The sequence below is a fragment of the Nocardioides eburneus genome, assembly GCF_040838215.1.
Taxonomy (GTDB): Bacteria; Actinomycetota; Actinomycetes; order Propionibacteriales; family Nocardioidaceae; genus Nocardioides; species Nocardioides eburneus.
The window spans coordinates 19,217-34,977 of sequence record NZ_JBFPJR010000004.1 but is presented as its reverse complement, the minus strand read 5'-3'; the positions used below and the strand labels follow the sequence as shown (position 1 = coordinate 34,977).

Annotated in this window: 17 protein-coding genes; 12 read left to right on the top strand and 5 right to left on the bottom strand. The window is 72.8% G+C overall.

Annotated elements, in window-relative coordinates; genetic code table 11:
- The first annotated feature begins 19 nt into the window (after window positions 1–19).
- The 5 genes from AB3X52_RS03085 to AB3X52_RS03065 are packed head-to-tail and all read left to right on the top strand — an operon-like array spanning window position 20 to window position 3,977.
- Window positions 20–901, top strand: a complete 882-nt coding sequence (locus AB3X52_RS03085) for a DUF58 domain-containing protein (protein ID WP_367991314.1) — start codon at window positions 20–22, stop codon at window positions 899–901.
- Complete coding sequence (locus tag AB3X52_RS03080) at window positions 888–1,379, top strand: hypothetical protein (RefSeq protein WP_367991313.1); 492 nt, start codon at window positions 888–890, stop codon at window positions 1,377–1,379. Before AB3X52_RS03085 ends, AB3X52_RS03080 begins: the two co-directional genes overlap by 14 nt.
- Window positions 1,370–2,383 carry a VWA domain-containing protein gene (locus AB3X52_RS03075; protein WP_367991312.1) on the top strand — a complete coding sequence of 338 codons (1,014 nt, stop codon included), beginning with the start codon at window positions 1,370–1,372 and terminating at the stop codon, window positions 2,381–2,383. Before AB3X52_RS03080 ends, AB3X52_RS03075 begins: the two co-directional genes overlap by 10 nt.
- The gene (locus AB3X52_RS03070; protein WP_367991311.1) at window positions 2,380–3,282 is read left to right on the top strand and encodes a vWA domain-containing protein; all 903 of its coding nucleotides are present in this window, start codon (window positions 2,380–2,382) and stop codon (window positions 3,280–3,282) included. The genes AB3X52_RS03075 and AB3X52_RS03070 overlap by 4 nt, the downstream gene beginning before the upstream one ends.
- A complete protein-coding gene (locus AB3X52_RS03065) occupies window positions 3,279–3,977 on the top strand; it encodes a hypothetical protein (RefSeq protein WP_367991310.1) in 699 nt (232 codons plus the stop codon). Before AB3X52_RS03070 ends, AB3X52_RS03065 begins: the two co-directional genes overlap by 4 nt.
- A gap of 116 nt (window positions 3,978–4,093) precedes the next feature.
- On the opposite strand, the gene AB3X52_RS03060 is transcribed toward AB3X52_RS03065, so the two are convergent.
- From AB3X52_RS03060 to AB3X52_RS03045, 4 genes are all read right to left on the bottom strand, one after another.
- The gene (locus AB3X52_RS03060; RefSeq protein ID WP_367991309.1) at window positions 4,094–4,897 is read right to left on the bottom strand and encodes an SRPBCC family protein; all 804 of its coding nucleotides are present in this window, start codon (window positions 4,895–4,897) and stop codon (window positions 4,094–4,096) included.
- Window positions 4,898–5,046: 149 nt separating this feature from the next.
- Window positions 5,047–5,910, bottom strand: coding sequence for an FAD binding domain-containing protein (locus AB3X52_RS03055; protein ID WP_367991308.1), 864 nt, complete (start codon window positions 5,908–5,910; stop codon window positions 5,047–5,049).
- Window positions 5,907–8,414 carry a xanthine dehydrogenase family protein molybdopterin-binding subunit gene (locus AB3X52_RS03050; protein WP_367991307.1) on the bottom strand — a complete coding sequence of 836 codons (2,508 nt, stop codon included), beginning with the start codon at window positions 8,412–8,414 and terminating at the stop codon, window positions 5,907–5,909. Before AB3X52_RS03050 ends, AB3X52_RS03055 begins: the two co-directional genes overlap by 4 nt.
- The gene (locus tag AB3X52_RS03045; RefSeq protein WP_367991306.1) at window positions 8,411–8,923 is read right to left on the bottom strand and encodes a (2Fe-2S)-binding protein; all 513 of its coding nucleotides are present in this window, start codon (window positions 8,921–8,923) and stop codon (window positions 8,411–8,413) included. Before AB3X52_RS03045 ends, AB3X52_RS03050 begins: the two co-directional genes overlap by 4 nt.
- A 171-nt stretch (window positions 8,924–9,094) precedes the next feature.
- Between AB3X52_RS03045 and AB3X52_RS03040 the strand changes: the two genes are divergently transcribed.
- A complete protein-coding gene (locus tag AB3X52_RS03040; protein WP_367991305.1) occupies window positions 9,095–9,859 on the top strand; it encodes an APH(3') family aminoglycoside O-phosphotransferase in 765 nt (254 codons plus the stop codon).
- A gap of 5 nt (window positions 9,860–9,864) precedes the next feature.
- Here the strand turns inward: AB3X52_RS03040 and mftR are convergent, their stop codons facing one another.
- Window positions 9,865–10,467 carry a mycofactocin system transcriptional regulator MftR gene (gene mftR, locus AB3X52_RS03035; RefSeq protein ID WP_367991304.1) on the bottom strand — a complete coding sequence of 201 codons (603 nt, stop codon included), beginning with the start codon at window positions 10,465–10,467 and terminating at the stop codon, window positions 9,865–9,867.
- A gap of 123 nt (window positions 10,468–10,590) precedes the next feature.
- Here mftR and mftA point away from each other — a divergent pair, with 123 nt between their 5' ends.
- The 6 genes from mftA to mftF are packed head-to-tail and all read left to right on the top strand — an operon-like array spanning window position 10,591 to window position 15,718.
- Window positions 10,591–10,686 (top strand): mycofactocin precursor MftA, encoded by a 96-nt coding sequence (mftA, locus tag AB3X52_RS03030; RefSeq protein ID WP_367991303.1) that lies wholly within the window; start codon window positions 10,591–10,593, stop codon window positions 10,684–10,686.
- Window positions 10,686–11,003 (top strand): mycofactocin biosynthesis chaperone MftB, encoded by a 318-nt coding sequence (gene mftB / locus AB3X52_RS03025; protein ID WP_367991302.1) that lies wholly within the window; start codon window positions 10,686–10,688, stop codon window positions 11,001–11,003. The genes mftA and mftB overlap by 1 nt, the downstream gene beginning before the upstream one ends.
- Window positions 11,000–12,271: a mycofactocin radical SAM maturase gene (gene mftC, locus AB3X52_RS03020; protein WP_367991301.1), complete on the top strand. Its 1,272-nt coding sequence runs from the start codon at window positions 11,000–11,002 to the stop codon at window positions 12,269–12,271. Before mftB ends, mftC begins: the two co-directional genes overlap by 4 nt.
- Window positions 12,268–13,482 (top strand): pre-mycofactocin synthase MftD, encoded by a 1,215-nt coding sequence (mftD, locus tag AB3X52_RS03015; RefSeq protein WP_367991300.1) that lies wholly within the window; start codon window positions 12,268–12,270, stop codon window positions 13,480–13,482. Before mftC ends, mftD begins: the two co-directional genes overlap by 4 nt.
- Window positions 13,479–14,267 (top strand): mycofactocin-coupled SDR family oxidoreductase, encoded by a 789-nt coding sequence (locus AB3X52_RS03010; protein WP_367991299.1) that lies wholly within the window; start codon window positions 13,479–13,481, stop codon window positions 14,265–14,267. Before mftD ends, AB3X52_RS03010 begins: the two co-directional genes overlap by 4 nt.
- A complete protein-coding gene (gene mftF / locus AB3X52_RS03005) occupies window positions 14,264–15,718 on the top strand; it encodes a mycofactocin biosynthesis glycosyltransferase MftF (protein WP_367991298.1) in 1,455 nt (484 codons plus the stop codon). The genes AB3X52_RS03010 and mftF overlap by 4 nt, the downstream gene beginning before the upstream one ends.
- Window positions 15,719–15,761: the final 43 nt, after the last annotated feature.

Below are 15,761 nucleotides of genomic sequence, written 5' to 3'. Positions count from 1 at the left end.
CGACCGTGAGGCACCGGCCATGACGACGTACCTGCCGCGGATCAAGGCGCGGGTCGCGCTGCACGCCCACCGCAAGGTGGTGGGGCTGCTGGAGGGCGAGTACGCCTCCGTGCAGCTCGGGCGGAGCATGGACTTCCACGACCTGCGGGAGTATGTCCGCGGCGACGACGTCAAGGACATCGACTGGAAGGCGACCGCCCGCACGCGCCAGCTGCTGGTCAAGCGGTTCACCGCCACGCGCCAGCACCTCGTCGTGGTGGCGGTCTCGACCGGACGGTCGATGAGCGCCCAGCTCACCACCGCCGCGAGCAAGCGGGACCTCGCGGTCTTCGTCGCCGGCGTCGTCGGCTGGCTCGCCGTCCGCCACGGTGACAAGGTGGCCGTGGTCCACGGCGACGGGCAGCAGCAGCACCTCCGCCCCTCGGCCGACACCGAGGTCGCGCTCGAGCAGGGACTGGCCGCGATCCACGACGCCATCACGCCGACGGCGCCGGCGTCCGACCTCCTCGCCCTGCTCCGCTACGTGGCGAGGACCGTCCGGCGCCGCGCCATCCTCGTGGTCGTCAGCGATGAGCACACCGTCTCCGAGGGTCTCGACGCGGCGCTGCGGCGGCTGGCGGTCCAGCACGAGGTGCTGTTCGTGACCCTCGACGACCTCGACCCGACGACCGACGCCGGGCGTTCGAGCACCGTCGAGGTCGCCTCGGGGGCGCGGTTGCCCGACTGGCTGCACGACCGCCGCCTGGCCGAGGAGTACGCCGCCCTGGCGGCCGCCGAGGACGCGCGGATGCGTGAGGTGCTCGACGGGCTCGCCATCGCCTACGAGCGCGTCCGCGACGAGCGGAGCGCCCTCGGCGCCGTCTTCCGACTCCTGGAGAGGCACCGTCATGCCCGACACTGACGACCTGCCCACCGAGTTCCACGGCCCGATCAGCCACTCCGACCTGTGGCTCTGGCTCGCCCTGGCCGGACTGCTGGTGGTCGCGGTCTACTACGTCGCGGTCACCTGGTGGGGCCGCCGGCGTACGCCTCCCCCCGCCGTCGCGTGGACGCCGCCGGCGCCCCGGCCGGACCCACGGCCGGTCCACCTCGCCGAGCTCGACCGGATCGAGAAGGCGGTCTACGAGGGGGCGCTCAGCGCCCGCGAGGGCCACCAGCGGGTCAGCCACACCGTGCGGTCCTACGTCGGCGAGGTGACGCCGGTGCCGGCCGACCGAATGACCCTCGCCGACCTGCGCGCGGCCGGCGTCGTCCCGCTGGCCCAGGCGGTCGAGCTGATGTATCCCCCCGCCTTCGCCCCGAGCGAGGAGGGCCACGCCGCCGACCGCTTCCCCGAGGCGGTCCGCCGGGCCCGGGAGCTGGTGGGCACGTGGACCTGAACCCCGGGTTGAGATGGCCGTGGCTGGCGGTCGTGCTGGCCGTGCTCGTCGTCGCGGCGCTGGTCGTCTGGTCCTGCTGGCGCGGGCGCTCCCGCACGCCGCGCGAGGCGATGCTCGTCGCGCACTCCGAGCGGATCCGGGGCCTGGCACGCTTCCGCACCCTGGCCCGTCAGCAGTCCTGGCTGGCCACGTGGCAGACCGTGGCGGTGCTGGTGGCCGCGGCCGGCGCGATCCTCCTCGCCGCGCGTCCCCAGGCGACCGCGGTGACCGAGCGCAGCCTTGCCAACCGTGACGTCGTCCTCTGCCTGGACGCCTCCACGTCGATGTTCGACGAGGACGTCCAGGTGCTCGACGCGTTCGGGCAGATCGTCGACGGGTTGCGCGGTGAGCGGGTGAGCCTCGTGCTGTGGAGCGACGCCGCGGTGACGGTCTTCCCGCTCACGGACGACTATGCGTTCGTCAAGCGGCAGCTGGCCGAGGCGTCCGACGCATTCGCCCGTCAGGACTTCGACTACCTGGCCGGCACGTTCCTCGGCCGCCGGGCGTCGATCATCACCGACGGCATCGTCTCCTGCACCCAGCGCTTCGACCATGCGGACCAGAAGCGTGGCCGGGCCGTGATCGTCGCCTCCGACAACGACCCGCAGGGTGGCGCGCCGATCTTCACCTGGCCCGAGGTCTCGGCCTACGCCCGCGACCACGACGTCCGGCTCTACGGCATCGGCTCGCTCGACCTGGCCCCCGGCGGCTCGCGCCGCGACGAGTTCGCGAACGCGATGACCTCGACCGGCGGCACCTTCGCCCTCCTCGGGGAGGACGGCTCCGTGGACCGCATCGTCACCAGCATCGAGCAGCTCGAGGCCGCCCGCGTGCGGCAGCCTCCCGAGATCACCGTCGACGAGCGGCCCGGGGCAGCGATCGCCGTCACCGGCCTCGGCGTGCTCATGCTTCTCGGCGGCTGGGGCGTCGCGCTCGCCCGCCGGCTCGGCGGAGGTGCGGCATGAGGTCGTCCACGTGGAGGCTCGCGCTGACCGTCGTACGCCGCGTGCTGATCGTCGTCGTCATGGTCCTGATCCTCGTCCGGCCGGGCTGGGGCGAGGCCAAGGCGACGCTGGAGCACAGCGACCTCGACGTCCTCGTCGTGGTCGACCGGACCCGCTCGATGGACGCCCTCGACGGGCCCGGCGGCAAGCCGCGGCTCGACCTCGCCGTCCACGACCTCACCACCCTCGCGCACGACCTGCCGGGCGCGCGCTTCGCCGCCATCACCTTCGGCGGCGAGGTGGTCCGGCTGCAGCTGCCGTTCACCTCCGACACCAGCGCGTTCGACGCGTGGGCGGAGACCATCGAGCCCGAGGGCCCCTACGACGGCGCCGGCTCGCGGATCGACAGCCCGATCGAGGCGATGCGGTCCACGCTCAGCGACGACGTCGAGCAGTATCCCGACCACCGCCGGCTCGTCGTCTTCGTGAGCGACGGGGAGAACACCTCCTCCGGCACCCAGGCGTCGTTCGGCTCCCTCAAGGAGTACGTCGACGGCGGGATCGTCCTGGGCTACGGCACCGAGCAGGGCGGCAGGATGCGGATCGACGACGACCACCCGGGCGAGGGCTACATGACGGACCAGGACGGCGGCGACGCGGTGTCCCACGCCGACCCCGGCAACCTGCGCACGGTCGCCGGTCAGCTCGGCGTCGACGTCCGGCAGCGCGCCCGCCAGGACGACGCCGGTCTCGCCGAGGTCGCCGCGTCGTTCCACGCCACGCCCGCGACCTCCGGCGGCAGCAGCCGTCACAAGCGTGAGGTCACCTGGGCGTTCGGGATCGCGCTCGTCCCGCTGCTGCTGTGGGAGCTGTGGCCCCACCGTCGTACCGCCCGCGAGGTCAGGGGGCTGCTGCGATGACGTCCGACAACCCGCGCGCCCACCGCCGCCGGGTCCTCCATCTCGCCGGGCTGCTGCCCGCGGCGCTCGCGATCGCGTTCTTCGGGAAGGTCGTGGCGATGACCCACCACGACACCGCAGGGCAGGCGGCCTGGGACGAGCGGCGCGGCGCCGTCGCGCTCGAGGAGTACGCCGCCAACCAGTCGGTCAACATCATGGAACGCTGGCTGGCGCCGTACGACGCCGGCGACGCGGCCTTCCTGCTGACCGACTACGAGCGGGCCGCCCGCTACTACACCGCCGCGCTGGAGACCGTCCCCCACGAGCACGAGTGCACGGTGCGGATCAACCTCGCCCTGGCCGACGAGAAGATCGGCGACGCCGCCGCCGGCGCCGGCTCGCGGGACGAGGCCGAGGACGCCTGGAAGGACGGCATCGCGACGCTCGACGCCGGCGACTGTCCCACCCACGCCGGGCTCGGGGCGCGCGAGTCGAAGGACGCCGCGGCGGTGAAGAAGCGGCTCGAGGACAAGCTGAAGACACCCCCGCAGCAGGGCAAACAGCAGCAGAAGACCACGCAGCCACCGCCGCCGTCGCCCAAGGAGAAGGACAAGCTCAAGAAGCTCGAGAAGAACAACGACCGCGGTCGCGACGACCGCAGCCAGTCGCAGAACGACGACGACTACGACGACTTCGGCTACGACTTCCAGTGGTGAGCGGGCGGCGGCCGGCGGCCGCGCATTTCCCCGGCTGGCCGGGGATCTGTCGGCTTGTCAGGGGACGAGACACCTGACAAGCCGACAGATCCCCTGACAACTCCCCGACGAGCGCGTCAGCGGCGGCGAAGCAGCCGGACGAGAAGGACGAGGCCGAGGAGTCCCGCGAGCCCGACGGCGGCCTGCTTGCCATAACTCTTGATCAGCACCGGCAGCACGGTCGCACCGAGGTCGAGCGCGTCGTCGTTGCCGCCCGCGCGGCTCGACCCGGACGTCGACCCGGACGGCTGCGCGGACGGCTGCGCGGACGCCGGGCGCGGGGCGGACGCCTGCGGCGCCGCCGCCTCGGCCGCAGCAGGCGAGGCCGGGTTGACCGACGCGGCGGCCGGCTCCTCGGTCACCATCGAGGCCGCACCGTCCTCCGCCGTCGCGGCACCCTCGGGCGGCGTCGTGGCCGCGGGCTCGGGCGCCGTCTGCTCGGTCGCGGTCCGCTGCTCGAGGCACGCGACGAACTGACCGAGCAGCTTGTCGGAGACGTCCTGCATGACGCCCCGGCCGAACTGCGCGGGCTTGCCGGTGATGGCCAGGTCGGTGTGGACCTCGACGGCGGTGCCGGCGCCGTCCTCGTTCATGGTCAGCGTGGCCGTGGCCCCGGCCGTGCCGTTGCCCCGCTTGTCGCGGCCCTTGGCCTCGACGACCAGCTTGTGGGCGGCCTCGTCCTTCTCGGTGAAGGTGCCGGACCCGGCGTAGACGAGCGCGATCGGCCCGAGCTTGACCTTCACGGTCCCCTCGAAGCTGTCGCCCTCGACCGAGGTGACCTGGGCCCCGGGGAAGCACTCGGCGAGGTCGGCGATGTCCTGGAACTTCGCCCAGGTCTCGTCGATGGTGGTCGGGACGGTGAACGTGTGCGTCAGCTCCACGGGACGGATCTCCTCATGACGGTTCGGGACGGGCTGCGTCGATCAGGCTGCGTCGGTCAGGCTGCGTCGGTCAGGCTGGGGCGCGCCCGCTGACCAACCTAGCCAGCGGGCGCGCTCTTGGGGATGGGTCGTGCTTCCCAGCGGAAGGATCACGCCCCCGCGTCGGCGATGGCGGCGAGCAGCGCGCGCCGGGTGAGGACGGTGACGAGGTGGCGGCGGTAGTCGGCGTCGCCGTTGAGGTCCGAGGGCGGCTCGGCGCCCTCGACCGCCTTCTCCGCGGCCGCCCGGCAGGCCTCCTCCGTGGCTGCCTGCCCCACGAGCGCCGCCTCGACCGCGCGGGCCCGCAACGGGGTGCTGCCCATGTTGGTCAGGCCCACGGCCGCGCCGGCGATCGTGCCGCCCTCGACCTTCACTGAGGCGCCGACCGCGACGATCGGCCACTGGTGGGCGACCCGGACGAACTTCTCGTAGTGGGCGCCCCAGCCGGGGTGCTTCGGGATCCGCACCTCGGTGAGGATCTCGTCCTCGGTGATCGCGGTCTCGAAGAGACCCCGGAAGAAGTCGTCGGCCTCGACCGTGCGCGTGCCGCCCGGTCCCGCGATCACGAGCTGCGCCCCCAGCGCCCGCGCCGGAGCACCGAGGTCCCCGGCCGGGTCGGCGTGGGCGAGGGCGCCGCCGAAGGTCCCGCGGTGACGGACCTGTTCGTCGGCGACGGTGGCGGTGGCCCGGGCCAGGAGCGCGGCGTGCTCGGCCACCAGTGGATCCGCGGCGACGACCGAGTGCGGGGTCATCGCGCCGATGACGAGGGCATCGCCGTCGTCGCGTACGCCGCGGAGCGTCTCGATCCTGCCGAGGTCGATCACCCACTCGGGGGCGTTGAGCCTCATCCGCAGGACCGGCAGCAGGCTCTGACCGCCGGCGATGATCTTCGCGACGTCGCCGTGCTCGGAGAGGGCGGTGAGCGCCTCCTCGAGCGTGGTCGGGGCGACGTAGTCGAACGGTGCGGGGATCACTGGTCTCCTCCTTCCGGGCTGGATCCGTCGGTGCGGTCGACGGTGCCTTCCATGCCCGTCGAGGCATCGAAGTGAGGCGCCGCGGCGCCGGTGGTGTCGCCGCCGGCCCCGCCCTCACGGATGGCCCGCCACACCCGTTCGGGCGTGCAGGGCATGCGGACGTCGTGGACGCCGTACGGCCGGAGCGCGTCGACGACGGCGTTGACGACCGCCGGCGTCGACGCGATCGTGCCGGCCTCGCCGACGCCCTTCGTGCCGAGCGAGTTCGTCGTCGCCGGCGACGTGGTGTGGTCGATGTCGAAGCTGATCGTGTCGGCCGCGGTCGGCAGCAGGTAGTCGACGAACGAGCCCGTCACGAGGGTGCCGGTGTCGTCGTACACCGCCTCCTCCCACAGCGCCTGCGCGATGCCCTGAACCAAGCCGCCGTGCACCTGCCCGGAGACGATGAGCGGGTTGATGATGACGCCGATGTCGTCGCAAGCGACGTACTTGCGCATCCGGGTCTCGCCCGTCTCGGTGTCCACCTCCACCGCACACAGGTGGGTGCCGTGCGGGAAGTTGAAGTTGACCGGGTCGTAGGTCGCCTCCGAGTCGAGGTTGGCCTCGACCCCGTCCGGCAGGTTGTGGGCCGCGAAGGCCGCGGCGGCGACCTCGGTCAGCCCGATGCCCTGGTCGGTGCCGCGGACGCCGAACCGGCCGTCCTTGAACTCCAGGTCGTCGACGCTGGCCTCGAGCAGGTGGGCCGCGATCGGCCGGGCCTTCTCGAGGACCTTGTCGGCGGCGCGGACCACGGCCTCGCCGCCGACCACGAGCGACCGGCTGCCGTAGGTGTCGAGCCCCTTGGCGGCGACCATCGTGTCGCCGTGCAGGATCTCGACGTCCTCGAACGGCACCCCGAGCCGGTCGGCGACGATCTGGCTGAACGCCGTCTCGTGCCCCTGGCCGTGGGCGCTGGCACCGGTGACGACCTCGACCTTGCCGGTCGGCAGCATCCGGATCTCGGCGTGCTCCCAGCCGCCGGCGCCGTAGTCGAGCGAGCCCAGGACCCGCGAGGGCGCCAGGCCGCACATCTCGGTGAAGGTCGAGACACCGATGCCGAGCTGCACCGGGTCGCCCGAGGCACGGCGGGCCTGTTGTTCGGCCCGCAGCTCGTCGTACCGGAACATCTCCTTGGCGCGCGCGGTGGCGGCCTCGTAGTTGCCGGAGTCGTACTCGAGCCCGGCGACGGTGGTGAACGGGAACTCCTCATGGGTGATCCAGTTCCGCTCGCGCACCTCGAGCGGGTCGACGCCGACCTCGGCGGCGAGCTCGTCCATCAGCCGTTCGATGGCGTACGTCGCCTCCGGCCGCCCCGCGCCGCGGTAGGCGTCGGTCCAGGTGGTGTTGGTGAGCACCGTCTGGCAGTTGAACTGGTAGGCCGGGAACTTGTAGATCGCGTTGAACATGAACGCCCCGAGGACCGGCACGCCGCCGCCGACCAACGCGACGTAGGCGCCCAGGTTGGCGGTCAGCTCCACCTTGAGGCCGGTCACCCGGCCGTCCTTGGTGGCCGCGAGGGTGAGCTTCTGGATCTGGTCGCGACCATGGTGGGCGCTCATGAGCGACTCGGAGCGGGTCTCGGTGAACTTCACCGGCTTGCCGAGGCGCCGGGCGACCGCGAAGGCGAGCATCTCCTCCGGGGTCTGCTGGAGCTTGCCGCCGAAGCCGCCGCCCACGTCGGGCGCGATGACGCGGATCTTGGACTCGGGCACACCCGTGGTCGCGGCGAGCGCGAACCGCAGGATGTGCGGGATCTGGGTGGCGCTCCAGACGGTGATCTGCTCACCGGTGGGGTCGACGACCACGGAGCGCGGCTCCATGAAGGCCGGGATGAGCCGCTGCTGGCGGTAGGTCCGCTCGAGCACGATGCCGCCGTCGCGTGCCGCCGCGATGGCCTCGTCGACGTTGCCGCCGGTGCCGGCCTGAGCGGAGTCGAAGACCCACAGCGCGCTCTTGTTGGTGCCCAGGTCCGGGTGGGCCAGGACCTCGTCCTTCACGGCCTCCTCGAGGTCGACGACGGCCGGCAGCTCGTCGTACTCCACCTCGACGAGGTCGGCCGCGTCGCGGGCCTCGGCGGCCGAGCGTGCGGCGACGACGGCGACGATCTCGCCGGCGAAGCTGATCCGGTCGGTCGCGACCGGTGGGTGGGTCGGCGCCTTCTGGTCGGGCGTGATCGGCCAGGCGTTGATGCAGACGCCGAGGCTCTCGTCGAAGTCGGCGCCGGTGAGCACGGCGACCACGCCGACGGAGTCCTTGGCGGCGGCGGTCTCGACGCCGGTGATCCGCGCATGGGCGAACGGGCTGCGCACCATCGCGAGATGGAGCATCCCGGGGAGCGTGATGTTGTCGGTCCAACGGGTGCGTCCCGTGATGAGCCGGGCGTCCTCCTTGCGGCGCCGGTCCCGGCCGATCTCGTTGCCCCCGAATTCGGGACTGCGGTCGGGGCGAGCCTCGGTCGCGGTCATGCCTGCGCCACCTCCTCGGTCGCGCCGCCGCCGGCGGTCACCGCGGCGGCCAGGTGACCCGAGGCGAACTGCACGGCCCGGACGATGTTGTGGTAGCCGGTGCAGCGGCACAGGTTGCCCTCGAGACCCTCGCGGATCTCCTCCTCGGAGGGGTGCGGGTTGCGGCCCAGCAGGTCGACGCTCGCCATGATCATGCCGGGCGTGCAGAAGCCGCACTGGAGGCCGTGACACTCGCGGAAGGCCTCCTGCACCCGGTGGAGGTGCCCGTCCTGCGCCAGGCCCTCGACCGTGGTCACCTCGTGACCGTCGGCCTGGACGGCGAGCACGTTGCAGGACTTCACGGACTGGCCGTCGAGATGGACGGTGCAGGCACCGCAGTTGCTGGTGTCGCAGCCGACGACGGTGCCGGTCTTGCCGAGACGCTCGCGCAGGTAGTGCACGAGCAGCATGCGAGGTTCGACGTCGTCGGCCACCTTCATGCCGTCGACGGTGACGTTGATCCGGGTCATGAGCACTCCCGTTCTGGACGCGTGCCACGTCGGTGTGGTGAGGCTCACACTAGAAACGCGAGGGTTGGGTACTGGTTGGCGACCAAGCCGGTCGGCGGGACCGACGCCGACCCACCCCGATCTGCACGAGCGAGCAACATTCCTGTCACCGATTCCCTACAGTGAACAGTTGTGGAGGACTGGCACGTCGTGGCGCACGGGCACTCTGACACCGTCGTACGCCGCAGTCCCGATGGGCGCTGCTTCGCGAAGTCGGCGACCGACTCGTTGGCGCGCGAGGAACTCGCGCACGAGCGGGACCGGTTGGCCTGGCTCGGCAGCGCCGGGCTCGAGACTGCGGAGGTCGTGGACTGGCACGAGGACGCGGAGACCTCGACGCTGGTGACCGGCGCGGTGCCGGGCATGCCGGCCAGCCAGGTCCCCGCCTACGCCACCGCGCGCGTCACCTCGTCGATCGCGATGTACCTCACCGACCTCCACGACCTCGACGTCGACGACTGTCCGTTCGACCGGCGGCTCGACGTGACGCTGCCACAGGCGGCCGAGCGGGTCGACGCCGGCCTGGTCGACGAGTCCGACTTCGACCTCGTCAGGCTCGGCCGGAGCGCGATGGACGTCTTCGACGAGCTCGCCGCGGGCGGGCTGCGCGCGTCGCTGGAGGAGAACCTCGACCTCGTCGTCTGCCACGGCGACTTCTGTCTCGACAACGTCCTCGTCGACCCCGAGACGTACGACGTCACCGGGGTCGTCGACGTGAGCCGGCTCGGCCTCGCCGACTGTCACGCCGACCTCGCACTCATGACCCGGTCGATGGAGTCGCGTCACCTCAACCCGCAGTACGGCCACGAGTGCGCGGCCCGCTTCCTCGCCACCTACCCCGTCGAGGCCGAGCGGTGGCGGCTGCACTACTACCAGCTCCTCGACGAGTTCTTCTGACGCGCTCAGCCACCGCCGCCGAGGTAGTCGCGCAGGCCGGTCATCGCCCGGTCGATGAGGACCGGGACCGGCGTCGAGGCGTCGGCCAGCCATGCGTCGTACGCCGAGAGGGCGAGCGCCAGCGAGACCTGACCGACGACCCGGGGTAGGAGGTCGGTGGGGGCAGCACCCGTCCGGCGGGCCACATAGTCGGCGATGACCTCGCGCCACTCCTGGTAGCGCAGGACGGAATGGGCCTGGAGCTCGGGGGTGGTGAGGATGAGGCGCATCCGCTCGCGATGCGGCGGCTGCGCGTCCTCGGGGAACTCGTTGAAGGCGACGACGCCGCGATGGACGGCCTCGTGCAGGGGCAGGTCGCTCGGCTGGGCGTCGAGCAGGGCGCGGAACCCGGCGAGCGTCCGGTCGAACCGGCCCCACGGGATGTCGTTCTTGGAGCGGTAGTAGCGGAAGAGCGTGCGCCGGCCCACCCCCACCTCCGCCGCGATCGCGTCCAACGTCGTGGCGGCAAAGCCGTGCTCGGCGAAGAGCCGGAACGCGGCCTGCTCGATCTCACCGTGCGAGGTGACGCCGGGGCGACCGCGCGCCCCGACCGTCACCGGGCGGTCCATGGGGCCACTCCTTCCACCGGACGGAAGAAGTGCGACGAAGGGCTGGCGCTTGTGACCACGAGTGCCATTAATGTGTCTTGAGTCACAGAACGCAACCCCCGTTGCCGCAGGAGAGGAACCGAGATGGACCCGCAGCTCGAGCAGGACCAGCAGCACGACCTGACCGCCGAGAGCCTCATCGAGGAGGTCTCGATCGACGGCATGTGCGGCGTGTACTGATGTCCGAGGCGGACACGCTGGTGAGCGTCACCGACGGCTGGGAGCTCTCGCCGTCGGTGGCGCTCCGCCCCGAGCCGTTCGGGGCGCTGGCCTACCACTTCGGCAACCGGAAGCTGACCTTCCTCAAGACCCCCGCGCTGGTGACGCTGGTCCGCGCGCTGGGTGACGCGCCCGACGTCGCTGCGGCGATGGACGCCGCGGGCGTCCCGGAGCAGCAGCGGCCGGCGTACCTCGCCGCGCTGACCGGCCTGGCGCGCACCGACATGATCCGACCCCGCACCGAGCCTGGCTCGGGTGCTGAGAGGAGGGCGTCATGACCCTCGCCCCCGAACGTCCCGCCGCGCCGCGCCCTGCCATGGCCGCCGGCTCCCCCACCGCGCCGGCGAGCCTGGTGCAGCAGTTCGAGCTGGGCCTGGACGCGCCCATCTGCCTGACCTGGGAGCTGACCTACGCCTGCAACCTGGCGTGCGCCCACTGCCTGTCCTCCTCGGGTCGCCGCGACCCCCGCGAGCTCTCGACCGAGCAGTGCAAGGCCGTCATCGACGAGCTGGAGCGCATGCAGGTCTTCTACGTCAACATCGGCGGTGGTGAGCCGACCGTGCGCCCGGACTTCTGGGAGCTGGTGGAGTACGCCGTGGCCCACCACGTCGGGGTGAAGTTCTCCACCAACGGCGTCCGCCTCACCCCGGAGCGGGCCCGCTGGCTCGCCGGCCCGGCGACCGGCGGCTACGTCGACGTGCAGATCTCCCTCGACGGTGCGACCGCCGAGGTCAACGACCGGGTCCGCGGCCCCGGGTCCTACGACACCGCGATCACCGCGCTGCGCAACCTGCACGAGGCGGGCTTCGCCGACGCCAAGGTCTCGGTGGTGTGCACCCGGGAGAACATCGGCCAGCTCGACGAGTTCAAGGCCATCGCCGACCGCTACGGCGCCACCCTGCGGCTCACGCGGCTGCGTCCCTCGGGCCGCGGCGCGGACGTGTGGGACGAGCTCCACCCGCTGCCCGCCCAGCAGCGTGAGCTCTACGACTGGCTGATGGCCAACGGCGAGAAGGTGCTGACCGGCGACTCGTTCTTCCACCTCGCCGCGTTCGGGCCCGAGGATGGTAGCGGAGCGCTGCCCGGGCTCAACCTGTGCGGCGCGGGCCGGGTGGTGTGCCTGATCGACCCGATCGGCGACGTCTACGCCTGCCCGTTCGCGATCCACGAGGAGTTCCTGGCCGGCAACATCCTGACCGACGGCGGCTTCGGGCGGGTCTGGCAGGACTCGGAGCTGTTCGCCGAGCTGCGTGCCCCGCAGACCGGCGGCGCCTGCGCCTCCTGTTCCTTCTACGACTCCTGTCGGGGCGGCTGCATGGCGGCGAAGTTCTTCACCGGCCTGCCGCTGGACGGCCCGGACCCCGAGTGCGTCCAGGGCTACGGCGAGCACGCGCTCACCGCCCCGCGCGAGGTCCCCGCCGCCAGCCAGGACCACTCGCGCGTCGTACCCCCGCGCAACGCGCCCGTCCTGCTCACGCTCCAGCGCCGGCCTCCGGCCAGCGCCTGCGACGAGAGCCCGCTGGCTGGAATGGACCTCTCCTCATGAACAAGCTCAAGATCGAGAACCCCTGGAAGCAGAACCCCTGGTTCGAGTCGGTCGCGGTCGCCCAGGAACGGGCCCGCAAGCGGCTGCCCAAGCCGGTCTACGGCGCCCTGGTGGCCGGCTCGGAGCGGGGTCAGACCATCGAGGAGAACCAGCGGGCCTACGCCGACCTGCGGCTCGCCCCGCACGTGGCCGGTCACCAGGTCGACCGCACCATGAACACCCGGGTGCTGGGCCAGGACATCGCGCTGCCGGTGATCATCTCGCCGACCGGCGTCCAGGCCGTCCACCCCGACGGCGAGGTCGCCGTGGCCCGGGCCGCGGCCGCGCGCGGCACCATCATGGGGCTGTCCAACTTCGCCTCGAAGTCGGTGGAGGAGGTCTGCGCGGTCAACGACCAGACCTTCTTCCAGATGTACTGGACCGGGGACCGCGACGTCATGATCCAGCGCATGGAACGCGCCCACGCCGCCGGCGCGAAGGCGCTGATCGCCACCCTGGACTGGTCCTTCTCCATCGGACGCGACTGGGGCAGCCCGGAGATCCCGGAGAAGGTCGACCTCAAGACCATGCTCCGCTTCGCCCCCCGGGTGGCCACCAAGGTCCGCTGGATGAAGCAGTTCGCCCAGGCCGGGGTCGTCCCCGACCTGACCGCCCCCAACCTCGCGCCGCCCGGAGGCTCCGCACCGACCTTCTTCGGCGCCTACTACGAGTGGATGACCACCCCGCCGCCCTCCTGGGACGACGTGGCGTGGATGGGCAAGGAGTGGAAGGCGCTCTCGGGGCGTCCGTTCCTGCTCAAGGGCGTCACCCGCGTCGACGACGCCCGCCGCGCCGTCGACGCCGGCGTCGACGGGCTCTCGGTCTCCAACCACGGCGGCAACAACCTCGACGGCACCCCCGCCACGATCCGCTGCCTGAAGTCGGTCACCGACGCCGTCGGCGACCAGGTCGACGTCGTCCTCGACGGCGGGATCCGCCGCGGCTCCGACGTCGTCAAGGCCCTCGCCCTGGGCGCCAAGGCCGTCATGATCGGCCGCGCCTACCTCTGGGGACTGGCCGCCAACGGCCAGGCCGGCGTCGAGAACGTCCTCGACGTCCTCAAGGGCGGCATCGACTCCGCCCTGCTCGGCCTGGGCAAGTCCGACATCTCCCAGCTCACCCCCGAGGACCTCATCGTCCCCGACGGCTTCCACCTCACCCTGGGCCGGTGACCACGGTCGAGCGGGTCGCCCTGGTCACCGGGGCGGCCCGCGGCATGGGAGCCGCGGTGGTGGGACGGCTCGCCGCGGACGGCTACGCCGTCCTCGCGCTCGACTGGTGCGCCGGACCCGACGCCGAGCCCTACCCGATGCCGGCCCGTGCGGACCTGGAGGCGGTCGTCGCGCCGTACGACCACGCGGTCGCCCACGTCGCCGACGTACGTGACCGCGCCGCCCTCGAGGCCGCCGTGGCCGAGGCCGTCGGCCGGTGGGGCCGCCTCGACGTGGCGGTGGCGGCCGCCGGCCTCGTCGGCGGCGGGCAGCCCCTGTGGGAGACCGCGGACGACCAGCTCGCGCTGCTGTGGGACGCCAACGCCCGCGGGGTCTGGAACACCGCGGCCGCCGCAGTCCCCGCCATGCTCGCGGGCCCGGACCCCTCCGGCTGTCGCTTCGTCGCGGTCGCCTCCGCGGCCGGGTCCTACGGTCTTTTCCACCTCGCCGCCTACAACGCCGCCAAGCATGCGGTCGTCGGCATGGTCCGGGGCCTCGCCGCCGACCTGGCCGGCACCGGCGTCACCGCCGTCGCGGTCTCCCCCGGCTCCACGCGGACACCGATGCTCGCCGAGACCGCGCGGCTCTACCCGGACGCCGACGTCGACGACCTGGCGGCCCACCAGTTGCTCCAGCGGCCGCTGGAGCCGGCCGAGATCGCCGCCACGATCGCGTTCTGCTGCTCGCGCGAAGGGGCGGCCGTCAACGGCTCGGTCGTGCACGCGGACGGAGGCTTCCGGGCATGAGCCAGACCATGAGGTTCCCGATCGGGTTCGAGGTCCGGGTGCGCGACGACGTACGCCGGTTGGGCGGCCCGGACGGGCGCCTCCTCGTCGGCGGCTCGCCGATCCGCGCCCTGCGGCTGGCGCCCGCCGCCGGACGACGCATCGTCGACGGGCGGGTGCGGGTCACCGATGCGGTGTCGGACGCGCTGGCCGGCAGACTCGTCGACGCCAACATCGCCGACCCGGTGCTCGACCCGCCCGCCGGCCCGGTGTCGGCCGCTCCGACCGAGCGCGGCGCCGATCTCACGGTGGTGGTCCCGGTCCGCGACCGCCCCGAGCAGCTCGACCGCTGCCTGGCCCCGCTCCGCGGACTCCGGGTCCTCGTCGTCGACGACGCCTCGCTCGAGCCGAGCGCCGTCGCGAAGGTCGCCGCCGACCACGGGGCCGAGGTCCTCCCGCTGACCGTCAACGTCGGTCCCGCGAGCGCACGCAACGCCGGCCTGGCGCAGGTGCGCACGCCCTACGTCGCCTTCGTCGACTCCGACGTCGTCGCCGACGCCGCGATGCTCGTCCGGCTCGCCCGCCACCTCGCTGACGCCCGGGTCGCCCTCGTCGGCCCCCTCGTCCGCAGCCGGGCGGTCGCACGACGGTCGGGCGGGCGGCCGCGCTGGTTCGAACGGTACGACGAGGAGGTCTCCTCCCTCGCGCTCGGGACCCGCGCGTGCTCGGTCGAGCCGGGCGCCGCTGTCGGCTGGCTGCCCAGCGCCTGCCTCGTGGGTCGGGTCGCCGCGCTCCGCGACCACCCGATCGGCGGCTTCACCGAGGGCCTGCGGGTCGGCGAGGACGTCGACCTGGTGTGGCGACTGGTCGGCGCCGGCCACCGGGTCCGCTACGACCCCGCCGAGGTCGCCCACCACGACGCCCGGACGACCGTCCGCGACTGGCTGGGCCGCAAGCTCGTCTATGGCACCGGTGGTGCCCCGCTCGCGGCCCGGCACGGACGCCACGGAGCACCAGCGGTGCTCACGGTCACCGGGGCCGCTGCGGCCGCCGCGGTCCTGGTCCGGCGCCGCTGGTCGTGGCCGATCGCGGCCGCCGGCGTCGGCTACGGCTGGTGGCAGCTGGACCGGCGACTCCCCGAGGCGCCCGACGATCCCGGCGCGCGCCGGCTGCTGGCCGGTCGGCTGGCCGCACAGGGGCTCGGCTGGGCGATCCGGCAGGAGTCCGCGCTCCTGCTGCGCCACTGGTGGCCCCTCACCGCGCTCCTCCTGCCCTCACGCACGGTCCGCCGCGCCGTCGTCACCGCACTCCTCGTCGACACGGTCCTCGCCGAGGTCGAGCACCCCGGCGCGCCGTACCAGCTCCTCGCCCGCCGGCTCGACGACCTCGCCTACGGCGCCGGCCTCTGGCTCGGCGCCCTGCGCGCCCGGTCGGCCGCCTGCCTCCTGCCGCGGCGCCCCGGGCGTCGGTGACCGGGGCTCGCTCCGAAGCGTGCCTGGAGTGCGTGCGCCGCAA